The 15,454-nt window shown below is 69.9% G+C and carries 18 protein-coding genes and 1 pseudogene; 10 read left to right on the forward strand and 9 right to left on the reverse strand.

The genetic code is table 11. From position 1 onward, the window contains the following. The first annotated feature begins 52 nt into the window (after positions 1 to 52). The gene (locus tag OG747_RS16820; RefSeq protein ID WP_405880161.1) at positions 53 to 403 is read left to right on the forward strand and encodes a hypothetical protein; all 351 of its coding nucleotides are present in this window, start codon (positions 53 to 55) and stop codon (positions 401 to 403) included. Positions 404 to 662: 259 nt separating this feature from the next. On the opposite strand, the gene OG747_RS16825 is transcribed toward OG747_RS16820, so the two are convergent. The 8 genes and pseudogenes from OG747_RS16825 to OG747_RS16860 form a co-directional block, all read right to left on the reverse strand. Further along, complete coding sequence (locus tag OG747_RS16825) at positions 663 to 1,427, reverse strand: hypothetical protein (RefSeq protein ID WP_405880162.1); 765 nt, start codon at positions 1,425 to 1,427, stop codon at positions 663 to 665. A 54-nt stretch (positions 1,428 to 1,481) separates the two neighbouring features. Continuing rightward, positions 1,482 to 2,099, reverse strand: a complete 618-nt coding sequence (locus tag OG747_RS16830) for an RNA polymerase sigma factor (protein ID WP_405880163.1) — start codon at positions 2,097 to 2,099, stop codon at positions 1,482 to 1,484. 147 nt (positions 2,100 to 2,246) lie between these two features. Then, positions 2,247 to 2,657 (reverse strand): hypothetical protein, encoded by a 411-nt coding sequence (locus tag OG747_RS16835; protein ID WP_405885564.1) that lies wholly within the window; start codon positions 2,655 to 2,657, stop codon positions 2,247 to 2,249. A gap of 407 nt (positions 2,658 to 3,064) precedes the next feature. Next, complete coding sequence (locus OG747_RS16840; RefSeq protein ID WP_405880164.1) at positions 3,065 to 4,537, reverse strand: DHA2 family efflux MFS transporter permease subunit; 1,473 nt, start codon at positions 4,535 to 4,537, stop codon at positions 3,065 to 3,067. Between the two features lie 122 nt (positions 4,538 to 4,659). Beyond that, a complete protein-coding gene (locus tag OG747_RS16845) occupies positions 4,660 to 5,040 on the reverse strand; it encodes a hypothetical protein (RefSeq protein WP_405880165.1) in 381 nt (126 codons plus the stop codon). Between the two features lie 145 nt (positions 5,041 to 5,185). Further along, on the reverse strand, positions 5,186 to 5,752 hold the full coding sequence (locus tag OG747_RS16850; protein WP_405880166.1) for a hypothetical protein: 567 nt from the start codon (positions 5,750 to 5,752) through the stop codon (positions 5,186 to 5,188). A 75-nt stretch (positions 5,753 to 5,827) separates the two neighbouring features. Continuing rightward, positions 5,828 to 6,037 (reverse strand): annotated as a pseudogene (locus tag OG747_RS16855) (hypothetical protein); the annotation flags it as partial. A 77-nt stretch (positions 6,038 to 6,114) separates the two neighbouring features. Continuing rightward, positions 6,115 to 7,653: a beta-N-acetylhexosaminidase gene (locus tag OG747_RS16860; RefSeq protein WP_405885565.1), complete on the reverse strand. Its 1,539-nt coding sequence runs from the start codon at positions 7,651 to 7,653 to the stop codon at positions 6,115 to 6,117. Between the two features lie 462 nt (positions 7,654 to 8,115). Here OG747_RS16860 and OG747_RS16865 point away from each other — a divergent pair, with 462 nt between their 5' ends. The 6 genes from OG747_RS16865 (at position 8,116) to OG747_RS16890 (ending at position 13,181) form a co-directional block, all read left to right on the forward strand. Next, the gene (locus OG747_RS16865) at positions 8,116 to 8,655 is read left to right on the forward strand and encodes a 2-oxo-4-hydroxy-4-carboxy-5-ureidoimidazoline decarboxylase (protein WP_405885566.1); all 540 of its coding nucleotides are present in this window, start codon (positions 8,116 to 8,118) and stop codon (positions 8,653 to 8,655) included. 202 nt (positions 8,656 to 8,857) lie between these two features. Beyond that, positions 8,858 to 9,238 carry a succinate dehydrogenase, cytochrome b556 subunit gene (gene sdhC / locus OG747_RS16870; RefSeq protein ID WP_405880168.1) on the forward strand — a complete coding sequence of 127 codons (381 nt, stop codon included), beginning with the start codon at positions 8,858 to 8,860 and terminating at the stop codon, positions 9,236 to 9,238. Positions 9,239 to 9,243: 5 nt separating this feature from the next. After that, entirely contained in the window at positions 9,244 to 9,735 is a 492-nt protein-coding gene (locus OG747_RS16875) for a succinate dehydrogenase hydrophobic membrane anchor subunit (protein ID WP_405880169.1), read from the forward strand. A 24-nt stretch (positions 9,736 to 9,759) separates the two neighbouring features. Next, a complete protein-coding gene (gene sdhA / locus OG747_RS16880) occupies positions 9,760 to 11,514 on the forward strand; it encodes a succinate dehydrogenase flavoprotein subunit (protein ID WP_405880170.1) in 1,755 nt (584 codons plus the stop codon). After that, a complete protein-coding gene (locus tag OG747_RS16885; RefSeq protein WP_405880171.1) occupies positions 11,514 to 12,275 on the forward strand; it encodes a succinate dehydrogenase iron-sulfur subunit in 762 nt (253 codons plus the stop codon). Before sdhA ends, OG747_RS16885 begins: the two co-directional genes overlap by 1 nt. Before the next feature lie 303 nt (positions 12,276 to 12,578). Continuing rightward, entirely contained in the window at positions 12,579 to 13,181 is a 603-nt protein-coding gene (locus tag OG747_RS16890; RefSeq protein WP_405880173.1) for a hypothetical protein, read from the forward strand. A 60-nt stretch (positions 13,182 to 13,241) separates the two neighbouring features. Here the strand turns inward: OG747_RS16890 and OG747_RS16895 are convergent, their stop codons facing one another. Further along, positions 13,242 to 13,877 (reverse strand): Uma2 family endonuclease, encoded by a 636-nt coding sequence (locus OG747_RS16895; RefSeq protein ID WP_405880174.1) that lies wholly within the window; start codon positions 13,875 to 13,877, stop codon positions 13,242 to 13,244. Between the two features lie 134 nt (positions 13,878 to 14,011). On the opposite strand from OG747_RS16895, the gene OG747_RS16900 reads away from it, so the two are divergent. The 3 genes from OG747_RS16900 (at position 14,012) to OG747_RS16910 (ending at position 15,445) form a co-directional block, all read left to right on the forward strand. Beyond that, positions 14,012 to 14,425 carry a VOC family protein gene (locus OG747_RS16900; RefSeq protein WP_405880175.1) on the forward strand — a complete coding sequence of 138 codons (414 nt, stop codon included), beginning with the start codon at positions 14,012 to 14,014 and terminating at the stop codon, positions 14,423 to 14,425. Positions 14,426 to 14,519: 94 nt separating this feature from the next. Then, positions 14,520 to 14,930 carry a hypothetical protein gene (locus tag OG747_RS16905; protein WP_405880177.1) on the forward strand — a complete coding sequence of 137 codons (411 nt, stop codon included), beginning with the start codon at positions 14,520 to 14,522 and terminating at the stop codon, positions 14,928 to 14,930. Between the two features lie 5 nt (positions 14,931 to 14,935). Next, the gene (locus OG747_RS16910) at positions 14,936 to 15,445 is read left to right on the forward strand and encodes a thiol-disulfide oxidoreductase DCC family protein (RefSeq protein ID WP_405885567.1); all 510 of its coding nucleotides are present in this window, start codon (positions 14,936 to 14,938) and stop codon (positions 15,443 to 15,445) included. Positions 15,446 to 15,454 lie beyond the last annotated feature (9 nt).

Genomic DNA, 15,454 nt, shown 5'->3' on the forward strand with positions numbered 1-15,454 from the left:
AACATAGACATTAGTAGGCAGTCTCGCCAGTTGTCGCTCACGATCACGAGTCATGGACCTGCGTTTCGAGGGCCGTGCGACACTGGGCCGATCGCGCAAAGCAGGGGCCAAGGCCGGCATCCCAGCCGAACGCGACGCCACCGAGGGCCACGCCAGCGTCGTTGGCGAAGTTCACGCTTTCGTTGTCCAGGTGGATACCGAGGAGGCGGTCGGCGATCTCGCCCTGGATCGCGGACTCCAACAGCCGCTTGCCCAGCCGCTGAACCAGCCCACCCTCGCCAGTCAGTCGGAGGCCGTCGACCTGGGCACGGCCGACCAACTCATCGATCAGCCGCCGTCCACCGCCTTCGCCTGCTGCGGCTCGACCCCGAGCCCGACGGTTGGACGCGTGGCCAACGCGTGACCAACAGCGGCCAGGAACAGTCGGAAACACCTAGATAGGGGCTGGCCTAGGCGGTAAGCGAGAACCTTCACTCGGACGACGAAATGCCTGTTCAGGGGCCCTTCATATCCCGGTCGGGCCAGGGGTGGCGGCCCCGGCCGTTGCCATCGGCGAGGCGAACGGGTTGCACAGGAGCGTGCTTCGGGCACGCGAAAGGGCCCACGCCTTCTCTCGCGCGGACCCTCTTGCTGCGGCTCACTGCGGCTCGCGATGCGCGGGCCTACTGCTTGCCCTTCCCCTTCCCCTTCCCGTTCCCGTTCCCGGAATTCGACGTCGACGTCGATGTCGACGTCGATGTCGGCGTGGCCGTGGCCGCCGCGCTGGGCGTGGCCTTCGCCTTCTGGGTGGGCTTGGTGTCCTGGCCCGTCTGCTCGGCGCAGTACGCCGCGACCTTGTCCTCGCCGCCCGCGGCGCTGACCAGTCGCTGCCAGGCCGTCGAGTCCAGCGCCTTGCCCCGGCCGACGACCTTCTCGTACGCGCGGCAGTGGGCCGCGGTGTCCTGGGCCTGGGACGGATGGGCGGACGGATGCGCGGAGGCGCCGGACGCGGACGAGCCGGGCCGCTGCGATCCGGTGCCGTCGGACCCGGCGGCGGAGCTGTCCGGGGCGCTGCTCGACGGCTGGGTCCGGGAGCCGCCCCCGTTGTCGCCTTCGCCGTGCGACGACGAACCGATGGCCGCGACGGCGACCCCGCCCAGCGTCACACTCGCCAGCAGCACGCCGAACGTGGCCTTCGCCGAGCGGCGCACCCGTCGCTGCTCCCGCGGCCGCCAGTCGTCCCGGCGCCGGGAACGCGCGGCGTGCGCGCCGCTGTCCCGAGCGGCGCGGAAGGCGGCGACGGCCTGCGCCTCGGCGTCGGCGTCGTCCGCGTGGCCGCGCATCGCGGCGGCGAGCAGCGCTTCCAGGGCAGGCTCATCGCTCGCGGGACTCGCCGGATGCACGACCCGACGGTCGGGGAATCCGCCGTCGCCGTGTCGTTCACCCATGTCCTGTTCCATCTCTGCCCGCCGGCTTCCTGCCGGTCGACGACTTCTTTCCGTTCATCTCGACTCCCCCAGCGTCTGGGGTCCTTCATCCGTCACACCCTCGGCGCCGAGCTTGCGCGCAAGGCTCTTCAGGCCGCGGTGGGCGGCGGTGCGCACCGCGCCCGGGCGTTTGCCCAGGACTCGCGCCGCCGCCGGCCCGTCGAGGCCGACCACGACCCGCAGCAGCACGGCCTCGGCCTGGTCGCGCGGCAACCGCGAGACCAGTTCCAGGGCGTACTCCGTGGAGAGGGTCTCCAGTGCCTGGTCGTACGTGTTGTGCGTGCCGGGCAGTTCCAGTACGTCCTGCTCGATCGTGGTCCCGCGGGGCCGTACCTTCAGCCTCCGCAGATGGTCCAGCGCCCGGTGCCGGGCGATGGTCGCCGTCCAGCCCCGGAATCCGGCACCGTCCCCGCGGAAGCGTCCCAGATCCCGCGCGATCTCCAGCCAGGCGTCGGACGCCACGTCCTCCGCGTCGTCGCCGACGATCCCGCGCAGATATCCGAGCAGTCCGGGTTGCACGAGCCGGTACGCGACCTCGAAGGCGGCCTCGTCACCTTCCTGCGCCCGCGCGACGGCCACGCCCAGTTCCCCGTCGTACGCCTGCCCGCGGCGGGGTTCCCCTCCCTGGCCCAACACTGTCCTCGTTCGCACCGAGTTCGCCCGAATGTGCTCTGCCGACACGACTGACCGTGCCGACACCCCCATGGTCATCAGCGTCAGACCTCACAGAAATGTCACAGTGCATCAGGCGTCCGTGTCGGATCGGGCGTCCCGGCCGGCTCATGCGGACCGCCGGTCGCAGGTGACCGGGGGTCTGGGTGCCCGCCCGTGCAGCTGCAGATACAGCATCCGTATGGACTCCCGCTCGCCCGCCTCGAAACGTTTCACGACTTTGCCGAGCGGATTCCACACGCGGCCGTCGGGCATCCGTACGCCGAAGGGCTGGCCGAACAGCTCCCGCTGATCGGCGTCCAACTCGACCCACTCGGCCCCGGCGCGCCGCACGAGCACCTCACCGGCGTACACCCCGAGCCCGAACAGCACGGGCTGGACGCTGTCGCGGTCGGGACTCCCCTTGCGCAGCCCGTCGACGATGAAGTCGACGACCCGCAGGCTGTTCACGGAGTAGTCCAGCGGCAGCCTGTTCCGCGCCGTGATCTGTCGCACGAACTGCGCCGCTTGCCGTCGCATCGACAGTTCGACCGGCGTCCACTCCTCCACGCGTCCCCACCCCCGTGTCCCGGTGCCTCCGGGGCGCGGCCACGACCCGGTCCACCAGACCAAGCGGAAACAGAACGGGAGACATCACATGCGACGGGAGTGACAAAGGTCATGAGGTGAGTTACCTGGGTTCGTACAACCATTCGCCCACCTCGAGCGTCCTCGCGCGTTTCTTCACGCCCTGGGTGTGACAGCCGCGGCGCCGAGTGCGCTGAGGGGGGTGTGGATGTTTTCGGTCACGGCCGGAAAGCATCCATTCCCCTCCGGCCCTCCCGCCTCGCCGCTCCGACTCCCCCCGGGACCGTCGAGGCGGGAGGGCCACCCGGCCGAGACCCTGGCCATGGAAGGGGGTCTCGGCCGCTGTGCGGGTACGGGAGTCACCCGGCGCTCTCCACCACCTCCGGCACCCGGTCCGTCCGTCCCTCCGGCACCGGCACCCGGTCCGCGTCCACGACGATCGCGGCGAGCGAGGCCGCCAGCAGCAGCGAACCCATCGCCCACCACGTGGCGACGTTGAAGCCGTGGACGGCGGCATGCGACGCGAGGGCGCGGCGGTCGACGCCGGGCCCCGCGTGCGCGCTCGCGTACCGCGTCGTCACGCTCGCGGCGATCGTGTTCAGCAGCGCCGTACCGATCGAACCACCCACCTGCTGGGCGGTGTTGAAGGTGGCGGAGGCCGCGCCCGAGTCGCGCGGGGCGACGCTTCCCGTGGCCAGGGAGACGCAGGTCATCATCGCCGTCCCCATGCCGAGGCCCAGCATCAGCATGCCGGGCAGGACACGGGAGGCGTACGCCGGTTCCACGCCGACCTGTGCGATGAGCGCCAGCGCGCCCGCGGCCAGCAGCAGCCCCGGGACGATCAGGGTGCGCGGCGGGACCCGGTTCAGGAAGCGGGCCGCGACCTGCGTGGAGCCGGTGATCATGCCGACGGTGATGGGGAGATAGGCGAGCCCGGTCTTCAGCGGCGAGTACCCGAGGACGCGCTGGAAGTAGTACGTGAGGAAGAGGAAGACCCCGAACATCCCGATGGTGACGAAGAGGATGGTCACGAACGCGCCGACGCGCTGACGGTCCTTCACCACCGACATCGGCAGCAGTGGCACCCGCGCCCGGGTCTGCCAGAACGCGAACAGGCCGAGCAGGACGACTCCGGCGGCGAGCAGCCCGAGGACCAGTCCGTCGCCCCAACTCCGCGACTCCGCCTCCGAGAAGCCGTACACCAGCGAGAGCATGCCGGCGGAGCCGAGCAGCGCGCCGGGCACGTCGAGGCGCGCGTCCTCGTAGCGGCCGCCGCTGTCGAGCAGTACCCACGCGCCGGCGAACGCGATGAACGCGATGGGGACATTGACGTACAGGCACCAGCGCCAGTCCAGGTACTCGGTGAGCAGGCCGCCCGCGAGCAGTCCGATCGCCGCGCCCGCGCCGACGATCGCACCGAACACGCCGAAGGCCTTGCCGCGTTCCCTGGGGTCGGTGAACGTCGTCGTGAGCAGCGACAGCGCGGCGGGCGCGAGCAGCGCGGCGAACACGCCCTGGAGGGCGCGCGCCCCGAACAGCATCCCGGAGTTCACCGCCGCGCCGCCCAGCGCCGACGCGGCGGCGAAGCCCAACAGGCCGATCATGAAGGTGAGTCTGCGCCCGGCCAGGTCGGCGACCCGGCCGCCGAGCAGCAGCAGCCCGCCGAAGGCGAGCGTGTAGGCGGTGATCACCCACTGCCGGTTCCCGTCCGACATGTTCAGGTCGATCTGGGCGGACGGCAGGGCGATGTTCACGATGGTCATGTCGAGGATGACCATCAACTGCGCGAGCGCGATGACGACGAGCGCCCACCAGCGGCGGTTGTCGGCCATGGGGCCTCCCGAGTGCAGTGGTTGCCCTCATCGTCCCTCCGAAGCCCGCCATTTGGGAACGGTCGCGTACCCTAAACCGTGTCCTACGGGCCCCGCATGGCCTCCCTCCCAGGCCCGTGTGGCTAACGCTTGGCCTCCCGGCACAGCAGCCGCAGCGAACCGTCGCCCGCGTAGCAGCGGCGGGCCTCGTCGATCGGGTCCCACAACCGGCCGTCGGGGGTGCGCAGCCAGTGCTCGCCGCCGGATTCCCACCACTCGGCGCCGGTCTCACGGGCGACGACCTCACCGGCGTACGCGCCGAAGCCGCGCAACACGGTCTCGACGGCGGCGTACGGCGCCCCTTCCCGGCGTATCTCCTCGATCAGCCGGTCGACGCGCCACAGGCTCTGCACCGAGTAGTCGAGGCGCAGCCGGGCGCCCTCGCGCATCGTCGAAACGGCGTCCGCCGCCCAGCGCCCGGGCTTCGTCGCGGCGTGCGGCCTGGTCTCCTGCTGTGTGTTCACACTCGCAAGAGCGCCTTCCACGCAGGATTCGTCACACGCCCGGGACGCATCCGCGACACCGTCCCAGAACCCCCATCACCCCTCGCAGGACGGTCACAGGAACCCCTCGGGGAAACAGGTTTACGTCCTCTGGGTGCGCGGAGGGCTACGACCGTCCGCGCGCCCGGCGCGACACCACCGCGCGCAGGACGCGCCGTCCCTCCGTCGACACCGCCAGGGCGGGGCGCAGTCCGCCCGCGCCACGGCCCGCGAGCAGTTCCAGGACGGTGACCTGGCGCCGTAGTTCGGCCGCGACGAGCGGGCCGTCGCCGTCGGCGGCGACGTCGAGGAGCCGGTGGATCTGCAGGGCCGCCGCCGAGCAGGCGTCGGCCCATTCCCGCAGGGCGGGCGCGGCGGAGGGGTCGTCGGGGGCGGCGGCGAGCATCCGACGGGCGAGCACGACGGCCCGCTCCTCGTCGCCCACCGCGAGGGCGGGGTCGGCGTCGGAGCCAGAGCCGGAGCCGGAGCCGAGGTCGGACTCGGCGGAGTCCAGTTCCGCCCGTGCCTTGGCAAGCCGTTCACCCCAGGCGTCGCCGTCCGCGAGGCTCGACCAGAGCGGCCGCAGCACCTCGTCGTCGTCGCCCAACAGGGGCACGCACCGATCCAAACAAGCCAGTCCGCTCGCCACCAGACCACGCTCGTCGGCCTGAGCGATCAGGTCCACCAGGCTCATCACGCCTCCCTCGACAGGGCGCTCCCGCTTACGGAGCCCGCACTTCCCCTTACTGCGTGCTTCGGAGCGGGAGTGTCACAGGGGCACCACACCGAGCCGGTCGAGGAAGCGGAACAGGAGGTTTTCGGCCAATGGGTCGGCGTCCGCGGTGAGCACGGCGACGAGCGGTTCCGCGACCACCGTGTGCCCGGCCTCCGCGGCCCGGGCGACGGCCCGTTCGGCGGCGTCGGAGGGCTCCAGGAAGTAGTCGTCGACGGTGAGGCCCTCCTCGCCCTCCCCGAGGTGATGGCGAGCACGGCCGCCATGATGTCGGTTCGCGGCGCCCCCGCGGCCAACCGGTTCGGCCCGTACGACCGGCCGCCTCAGCCCAGCCGGTTCGCCAGGCTCCTGAAGTCCGTCCAGGACAGCGCGGGCCGGCCCGGATCCCACAGCTTCTGGATCGTCGCGCGCAGCGGCATCCTGATCCCCGCCGCCACCTGGTCCTGGGTCTGGGAGTTCGCGAGGTCGGACCAGACGGCGAAGCTCCCGCCGAGGATCTGGCTGTCGTACCGGGCGGGGACGGACGCGGTGCCGCGCAGGACGAGCGGGGTCCACTGCTCGTAGATGCGCTGCCCGGTCGGGTAGACGAAGGTCTGCGGCTCGCCGAGGACGTAGTACAGGTACTCGTCGTTGTAGTTGATGAGCTTGCGGCCCGCGCTCAGGTACTCGACGGGCGGGCGTGCGCCGTACTCCTTGCCCGTCCAGTACGCGACCTCCAGGTCCTTGTCCGCCTGGACCGTGCCCCCGCGGAAGAAGCCGTCGTTCCAGGCCCGCGCGGTCCGGTCGTGCCCGTGCGCCACCTGGGCTCGGTCGTTGAGCCAGCCGGTGGTGAGGTCGGCGACGGTGGCGCCGGGGCCGTAGGCCTGCTGGGCGGCGGCGGCCAGCTGCGGGTAGGAGGTCGACGGGCTGGCCGCGGTCAGCGCCTGGTACTCGTCGCCGCCGAGGTGCCAGTAGGGGCCGGGGAAGAGATCGGCGTACTCGTTCAGCAGGTCGTCGACGATGCTCGCCGCGGCGGGCTTGGAGATGTCGACGGTGCCGCGCGGGGCGGCTCCCGAGACGCTGCGCAGCTGGAGGTCGGGATGGGCGGCGATCACCGCGCCGAGATGGCCCGGCGAGTCGATCTCGGGGACGACATTGATGTGCCGGCTCTCGGCGAGGGCGACTATCTCGCGGACCTGCGCCTTGCTGAGGTGGTCCTTCGACACGATCTCCGGGTGCGTGTCCGACTGGATGCGGAAGCCCTGGTCGTCGGAGAAGTGCAGACCCAGCTCGTTGAACTTCAGATCGCCCAGTTCCCGTATCCGGTCCTCTATCCAGGCCGCCGTGTACGGCTTGCGCGCGATGTCGAGCATGAACCCGCGGCGCGGCTTTGCGGGCTGGTCGCGCACGACACCCTCGGGCGCCGTACCGCCACCGTGCACCTCCTGCTTGAGGGTGCGGGTGCCGTAGAAGACGCCCGCCTGGCCGGGGGCGGAGATCGTGACCCGGCGGTTCTTGACGGTCAGGGTGTACGACTCCGGGTCGGCGCCCGTGCCGTTCAGACCCAGTTCTACATCCCCGTCCTTGGCCCCCGTCTCTCCGGCGTACGACAGCTTCAGCTCGCCGGCGATCAGCTTGCCCTCGTCGGCGAGGACGGCCTCGTCCACGACCACGCGGGCGCCCGCGGCGGGACGCCAGCCGGGGCCACGGGCGGGGGTGTGTTCACGTACGGCGGGGATGGTGCGGGGGGTCTGGGAGAGGGGGTACGTCCGGGTCGGCGTGGGAGTGGGGGCGGCCTTGGACGGGCTCGCGGACGCGGACGCGGCCCGGCCCGGCGCCAGGCTCGCCCCCGTCGGCGCCCCGGCATCACCGGAGGGCCACATCGCGACGGCCGCCACCACGGCACCCGTCACCGCCGCCGCACCGGCCCCTATCAGCACCGGCCGCCTCTCACCGCGCACCGGCGCCCGCCGCCGCCTGCCCGTGCTCACCGCACCACGCCCTTCGCTTCGCCGACCGAGGCCCACGCCATGTCGTAAGGAGTACGTATCCGGCCCTTCGTACACCTCACGTCGCGCACCTCACGTCGTACGCCCCCGTTCACACCACGGTCCTCGTCTCCGTTCCAACCGTCCACCGCAGATTCCGAAACTCTCCCGTCCGGGTGAAATTCGGGCATCCGTCGGACAGCTCCCGTCAACCCTCTATAGCGTGGAGAACAACCCTCACTTCTTCCCCTGCCACACCACACGTGACGTTCACAGGGCGTCACGCTCCCCTCGCTTTCCGACGCCTCACAACGCCTTGCATCGCCTCCCACCGCCTTCCAACGCCGAGGACCCACGCTGCCTTCGCACCGTCTCCCACGCCTCCCCGGCCAGGTCGCCCTACCCGAGCAGCAGAGCGCGCCGCGATCCCAGGCGCCCCTGAAGCCGTTCAACTCCGCGCCCGCCGACGCCGTCGAGCACGTCCTCCTCACCTGCTGCCGCAGCCTGCGCTGGGCCCACCGCCTGGCCGACCACCGGCCCTACCCGGACCTGGACGCCCTGCTCGCCGCGGCCGACGAGGCGGCGTACGACCTCACGCCCGCCGACCTCGCGGAGGCCCTGGCCGGCGAGTCCCTCACCCCGCCCCCGGACGGCGCGTACTCCGCCGCCCACACGGCCCTGAGCGCCGCGCACGCCGCATACGAGAGCCGATTCGGACATGTGTTCGTCATCTGTCTGGACGACATGGCCCCCGAGGAGGCCCTCGACCAGGCACTCGCCGCGATCCGCTCACGACTGACAAACGATCCGGAGGAGGAACGGGTCATCACCGCGGAGGAGCTGCGCCGCTTGGCCAGGGGCCGCTTGACCCGCCTCATCGGGAGCGCGGGGCTGTAACTCACGACCAACGCCCCCCACACGCCCGGAATAGCCCGAACGTGCCTGATTGATTGCCAGTTTGATCACATAGATAGGGCCGCTGTAAGCGTTCCGACAAGTCGTCGCTACGATGGCCGGGGCCGGTGGACCGTACCCGGCCGGGCCCGACCGACAGAGAAGCCGGCGCGGCTCTAAATCCCCGCTCCCGGAGGGTTCTTCCGTGCCGGCTGGAACGCTGTACCGCGGCCGGGAAGGAATGTGGTCCTGGGTGGCTCATCGAGTCACCGGCGTCCTCATCTTCTTCTTCCTGTTCGTACACGTGCTGGACACCGCTCTCGTCCGTGTCTCTCCCGAGGACTACGACAAGGTCGTATCCACCTACAAGAATCCGATCGTCGCGCTGCTGGAGTACGGCCTCGTCGCCGCCATCCTCTTCCACGCGCTCAACGGCCTGCGCATCATCGCGGTCGACTTCTGGTCGCAGGGCCCGCGCTACCAGAAGCAGATGCTCTGGTCGGCCGTCGGTATCTGGGTCGTGCTGATGGTCGGGGCCCTCTACCCCGTCCTCGGTCACGCATTCCGCGAAGTCTTCGGGAGCTGACGCCGATGTCCACCACAGAGACCGCCGCTTCCGGCATCGGCCCCGTCGAGGGCGCCGGCGTTTTCTCCGGATACGACGTCGACAACCCGGCGCCGCTCATCGAGGCCCCGCGCAAGCGCACCAAGAAGACCCCGAAGTCCACCCGCGGCAACTTCGAGATGTACGGCTGGCTCTTCATGCGCCTGTCCGGCATCGTGCTGGTCGTCCTGGTCATCGGCCACCTGCTCATCCAGCTCGTCCTCGACGGCGGCGTCTCCAAGATCGGCTTCGCGTTCGTCGCGGGCCGCTGGGCGTCCCCGTGGTGGCAGGCCTGGGACCTCGCGATGCTGTGGCTCGCGATGCTGCACGGCGCGAACGGCCTGCGCACGGTCATCAACGACTACGCGGAGCGCGCGAACACCCGGCTGTGGCTCAAGGGCCTGCTCTACACCGCCACGGTGTTCACCATCCTGCTGGGCACGCTGGTGATCTTCACCTTCGACCCGAACATCCGCTAGGCACGGGGCTGAGGTAACCGACTCATGCAGATCCACAAGTACGACACCGTCATCGTGGGCGCCGGCGGCGCCGGCATGCGCGCCGCCATCGAGGCGACGAAGCGCAGCCGCACCGCCGTGCTGACGAAGCTCTACCCCACCCGCTCCCACACGGGTGCCGCGCAGGGCGGCATGGCCGCCGCGCTGGCCAACGTGGAGGAGGACAACTGGGAGTGGCACACCTTCGACACGGTCAAGGGCGGTGACTACCTGGTCGACCAGGACGCCGCCGAGATCCTGGCGAAGGAGGCCATCGACTCGGTCCTCGACCTGGAGAAGATGGGCCTGCCCTTCAACCGGACGCCCGAGGGCCGGATCGACCAGCGCCGTTTCGGCGGTCACAGCCGCAACCACGGTGAGGCGCCGGTGCGCCGCTCCTGCTACGCGGCCGACCGCACCGGCCACATGATCCTCCAGACGCTGTACCAGAACTGTGTCAAGGAGGGCGTGGAGTTCTTCAACGAGTTCTACGTCCTCGACCAGCTGATCACCGAGGTCGACGGCGTCAAGCGCTCGGCCGGTGTGGTCGCGTACGAACTGGCGACCGGCGAGATCCACGTCTTCCAGGCGAAGGCCGTGATCTACGCGTCCGGCGGCACCGGCAAGTTCTTCAAGGTGACCTCCAACGCGCACACCCTCACGGGTGACGGCCAGGCGGCCGTCTACCGTCGCGGGCTGCCGCTGGAGGACATGGAGTTCTTCCAGTTCCACCCGACCGGCATCTGGCGCATGGGCATCCTGCTGACGGAGGGCGCCCGTGGTGAGGGCGGCATCCTCCGCAACAAGGACGGCGAGCGCTTCATGGAGAAGTACGCGCCGGTCATGAAGGACCTCGCGTCCCGTGACGTCGTCTCCCGCTCCATCTACACCGAGATCCGCGAAGGCCGTGGCTGCGGTCCCGAGGGCGACCACGTCTACCTCGACCTCACGCACCTCCCGCCGGAGCAGCTGGACGCCAAGCTCCCGGACATCACCGAGTTCGCGCGCACCTACCTCGGCATCGAGCCCTACACGGACCCGATCCCGATCCAGCCCACCGCGCACTACGCGATGGGCGGCATCCCGACGAACGTCCAGGGTGAGGTGCTCAGCGACAACACGACCGTCGTCCCGGGCCTGTACGCCGCCGGTGAGGTCGCGTGCGTGTCGGTCCACGGCGCGAACCGTCTCGGCACGAACTCGCTCCTCGACATCAACGTGTTCGGGCGTCGCGCGGGCATCGCCGCGGCCGAGTACTCGGCGAAGGCCGACTACGTCGAGCTGCCCGAGGACCCGGCCTCCCAGGTCGTCTCGCAGGTCGAGCACCTGCGCAACTCCACCGGCACGGAGCGGGTCGCCACGCTGCGCCTGGAGCTGCAGGAGTGCATGGACGCCAACGTGATGGTGTTCCGCACCGAGCAGACGATCAAGACCGCGGTCGAGAAGATCGCCGAGCTGCGCGAGCGCTACCGGAACATCTCGATCCAGGACAAGGGCAAGCGGTTCAACACCGACCTCCTGGAAGCCATCGAGCTGGGCAACCTGCTCGACCTGGCCGAGGTCATGGCCGTCTCCGCGCTCGCCCGCAAGGAGTCCCGCGGCGGTCACTACCGCGAGGACTACCCGAACCGCGACGACGTCAACTTCATGCGCCACACCATGGCGTACCGCGAGGTCGGCGACGACGGCACCGAGTCCATCCGTCTCGACTACAAGCCGGTCGTCCAGACCCGCTACCAGCCGATGGAGCGTAAGTACTGATGGCTACCCCTGTTCTGGACAAGGTCGAGGCCGAGTCCGCCGCCTCCCCCTACATCACCGTCACCTTCCGGGTCCGCCGCTTCAACCCGGAGGTCTCGGCGGAGGCGACCTGGGAAGACTTCCAGCTGGAGATCGACCCCAAGGAGCGCGTCCTCGACGGCCTCCACAAGATCAAGTGGGACGTGGACGGCACGCTCACGTTCCGCCGCTCCTGCGCGCACGGCATCTGCGGCTCGGACGCCATGCGGATCAACGGCAAGAACCGCCTTGCCTGCAAGACGCTGATCAAGGACATCAACCCCGAGAAGCCGATCACGGTCGAGCCCATCAAGGGCCTCACGGTCCTGAAGGACCTCGTGGTCGACATGGACCCGTTCTTCCAGGCGTACCGCGACGTGATGCCCTTCCTCATCACGAAGGACACCAACGAGCCGACGCGCGAGCGTCTGCAGTCCGCCGAGGACCGCGAGCGCTTCGACGACACCACGAAGTGCATCCTGTGCGCGGCCTGCACGTCGTCCTGCCCGGTCTTCTGGAACGACGGCCAGTACTTCGGCCCGGCCGCGATCGTGAACGCGCACCGCTTCATCTTCGACAGCCGTGACGAAGCGGGCGAGCAGCGCCTCGAGATCCTCAACGACAAGGACGGCGTGTGGCGTTGCCGCACCACGTTCAACTGCACGGACGCCTGCCCGCGCGGTATCGAGGTCACGAAGGCGATCCAGGAAGTCAAGCGCGCCCTGATCACGCGCCGCTTCTGATCTTCTCTGCCGTACGGGCTTCTGTCGCCGTACGGCAACGAGGGCCTCGTTCCCCTGGGACGCTGTTGGCGAATCCCGGTCGGCGTGGTGGGCGGTCTGGCCGGTGGCCCAAGGGTCACGGTGTATGGCCCGGAGAATGTGACACTTGGGCGCCGAGTGTCACATTCTCGCGGCCGACTACCCGGCCGCAGCGGATTCGCCAACAGCGTCCCCTGGGAGCGGGGCCCTCGGTGTTCCCCTGGTTTCACCCGTGCCTCACTCTTAGACTGGGTGGTCCGACCGCGGAAGGCGTGGGGGCGCTGGGTGTCGACTCTCTGGTCAGCGGAGGCAGTTGCCGCCTACATCGGCGCGATCGCCGCCGCCTTCGCGGGTGCGCTGGCCTATGTACAGACGCGCAGTACCGACCGCGTCGCACGGAGTCAGGACGAGCAGCAGTCGAACCTGCAGGAACTGCGTTCGGCGACGAACACCTGCACCGCGCTCAACGCCTCGATGCTGACCGTGCTGCGGGCCCTTGAGAACTACCTCGACCTCGCAAGGGCCGGGAATGCCCTGCCGCCGTCCCGGATATCGCTCTCCACTCGCCTGGACACCCAGTACGGCGAGCGCATGCGGTCGCTCCCCGCAAGCTTCCGCCACGTGCAGGCGGTGTATGAAGGAGTGCTCCTGAACGTAGGCAGGATCGATGACGCCCTCGACGGCTACGACGTGTCGGGGTCCCTGCCGACTGGTACCGCCATTGCCGACCACCTCTACTCGCTGCGCACGCGTGTGGACAGCCTCGACGGCCTGATCGAGGCCGCAGGTTACGACTTCAGCAGAATCGCCGCGCTGCCCACTGGTTGGGACGCGTCGTTCGCGGTGCCGCCGGGGCGGGGCAGGACGCGGCGGCGGCTTGGACAGTGACGCCGGCGTCCCCGCCCCTGGGACCCTCGTCGAACGCCCGTGGCCGACCCCCGGATCGGCTCAGTCCCGCATCGGCTCCGAACCGCCCCGCCGCCGGTTGATGGCTGTCAGGTCGATCTCGATCTCGAAGGGAACGGTGACCTTGAGCCGGTCGTGGAAGATTCCGGTGAGGCCGTACGCCTTGGTGGCCGGGTCCAGCTCGTAGACGTAGACGACGGGGAGGCCCTTGTCGTCATCCTGCTCGACCCGCCAGAAGTGCGGGACCCCGGCTTGCGCGTACTTGCGGAGCTTCACCTCGCGGTCACGCTCGCGGGAGTCAGGTGAGACGACTTCGATGGCCATGAGTACGTCTTCAGCCCTGTGCCAGGTCTGATCGGGGCCCAGGTCGGCCTCCACCGGGATCACCAAGATGTCGGGCTCGGGCCGGTTCCTGCGATCCAGTTTGATGGTGAATTCCCGGTCGACGTCCAGGTGATCCGGCACCTGATCCAGAAGGCTGTGCTCGAGCAGACGCATACAGCGCATGTGGAACCGGGTCTGCGGACTCATGAAAACGAGACTCCCGTCGATCAACTCCGTGTGCGGCGGGAGCCCCGGAATCCGGTCGAGGTCGTCCGCGGTCCAGCCCTCGGGGGGCGGGATCGGCCAGCGGTACGGCGGCTCGTCGTCGAGCCCGTTCCCGGATGCGGCGCTCATGGTTGCTCCCATGCGACGGAGTCTCGCCTGTCGGTTCAGCGTACCCAGAGGGAATGGCAGCCGCCTCGCCCCAATGAGTGACCCCCACGGTCAGCCCCCGAGCCCCCCGGAGGGTCCGTACCTAATCTGATGGCATGTCAGATGATGTGTCGTACGAGCTGCTCGGTTTCGACAACGTACTGCTGCCCGTCGGGAACCTCGGCGCCGCCGTGGAGTTCTACGGGCGGGCCGGGATTCCGGTGGCATTCCGGCTGGACGAGGCCGGGATCGCGCTGCTGAAGGTGGGCAAGGAGACGCCGGGGCTGCTGCTGCGACTGGAGGAGGAGCTCAGCCCCCGGCCGCCGGCCTGGGCCTCGGCGCGGGTGTGGCTGGAGGTCCGGGACGCACGGGCCGCGGCCGACGCGCTGGCCTCGGCGGGTATCCAGCCGCTCGCCCCCGCCTTCCCGGTCGCCACCGGCTGGACCGTCGAGATCGGCGACCCCTGGGGCAACGTCATCGGCTTCACGGACTACGGCAAGCGGCCCGAGTTGGGCCGCCATCAGGCGTGACCCCGCCCACCCCACCCTGACTTGAACATGTTCAAAAGCAGGTCTACATTCTTTCTCGACAGCGTTTTGAACGCGTTCAAGAAGGGGTGGGGACATGGACCTCACGGTCGTCGCGTACGTCATATATCTGCTGGTCAGCATCGCGCTGACGGTCTGGGTGGCGCGCACGCTGAGCCACAACGGGCGGATCTTCCTCGCCGACGTGCTGCACGGGAACGAGAAGCTCGCCGACGCCGTCAACCACCTCCTGGTGGTCGGCTTCTACCTCGTCAACCTGGGCTTCGTCGCGCTCTACCTGAACGGCGACGACGGCGAGATCGCCAACGCCCGCGGGGTCTTCGAGGCCCTGTCGACCAAACTCGGCGTCGTCCTGCTCGTCCTCGGGGTCATGCACCTCGGCAATGTGTACGTGCTCAACAAGATCCGGCGGCGGGGCGTCATGGAGCGGGAGCAGCTGCCGCCTGTCGCGCCGACGGACTGGGTCGCGCCGGCGGCCGGGGCGTGACCGCCGTGACCGGCCTCGCGGCCACCACCCAGGACCGGGGCGCCGCGCGCGTCCCGGTCCTCGGGCTCACCGTTCTCTACGACGCGCAGTGCTCGCTGTGCACCTTCCTGCGTGACTGGCTGGGCAAGCAGGCTCAGCTGGTGCCGCTGCGGCTCGTGCCGGCCGGTTCCGAGGAGGCCCGGGCGCTCTTTCCCGCCCTCGACCACCGGGCCACCCTCGACGAGATCACCGTCGTCGGGGACGGCGGTCAGGTCTACCGCGGGGCCGCCGCCTGGGTCGTCTGCCTGTGGGCGCTGCGCGAGCACCGGCCGCTCGCCCACCGGCTGAGCACTCCGGCCGGGGCGCGGCTGGCCAAGGGCGCGATGCTCGCCGCCGCGAAGTGGCGCTCCGCGCACGCCCCGCAGGGGTGGGGCGGGGGCGCGTACCGGCGCGGGGACGGGTGGGCGTACGAGCCGAGCATCGGGTGGATGTACCTGCCCCCCGGCTGTGACGACGGCTCCTGCTCCACTCGTTAGGCTCTCTTA

It is taken from the genome of Streptomyces sp. NBC_01384, from assembly GCF_045040035.1.
Lineage (GTDB): Bacteria > Actinomycetota > Actinomycetes > Streptomycetales > Streptomycetaceae > Streptomyces.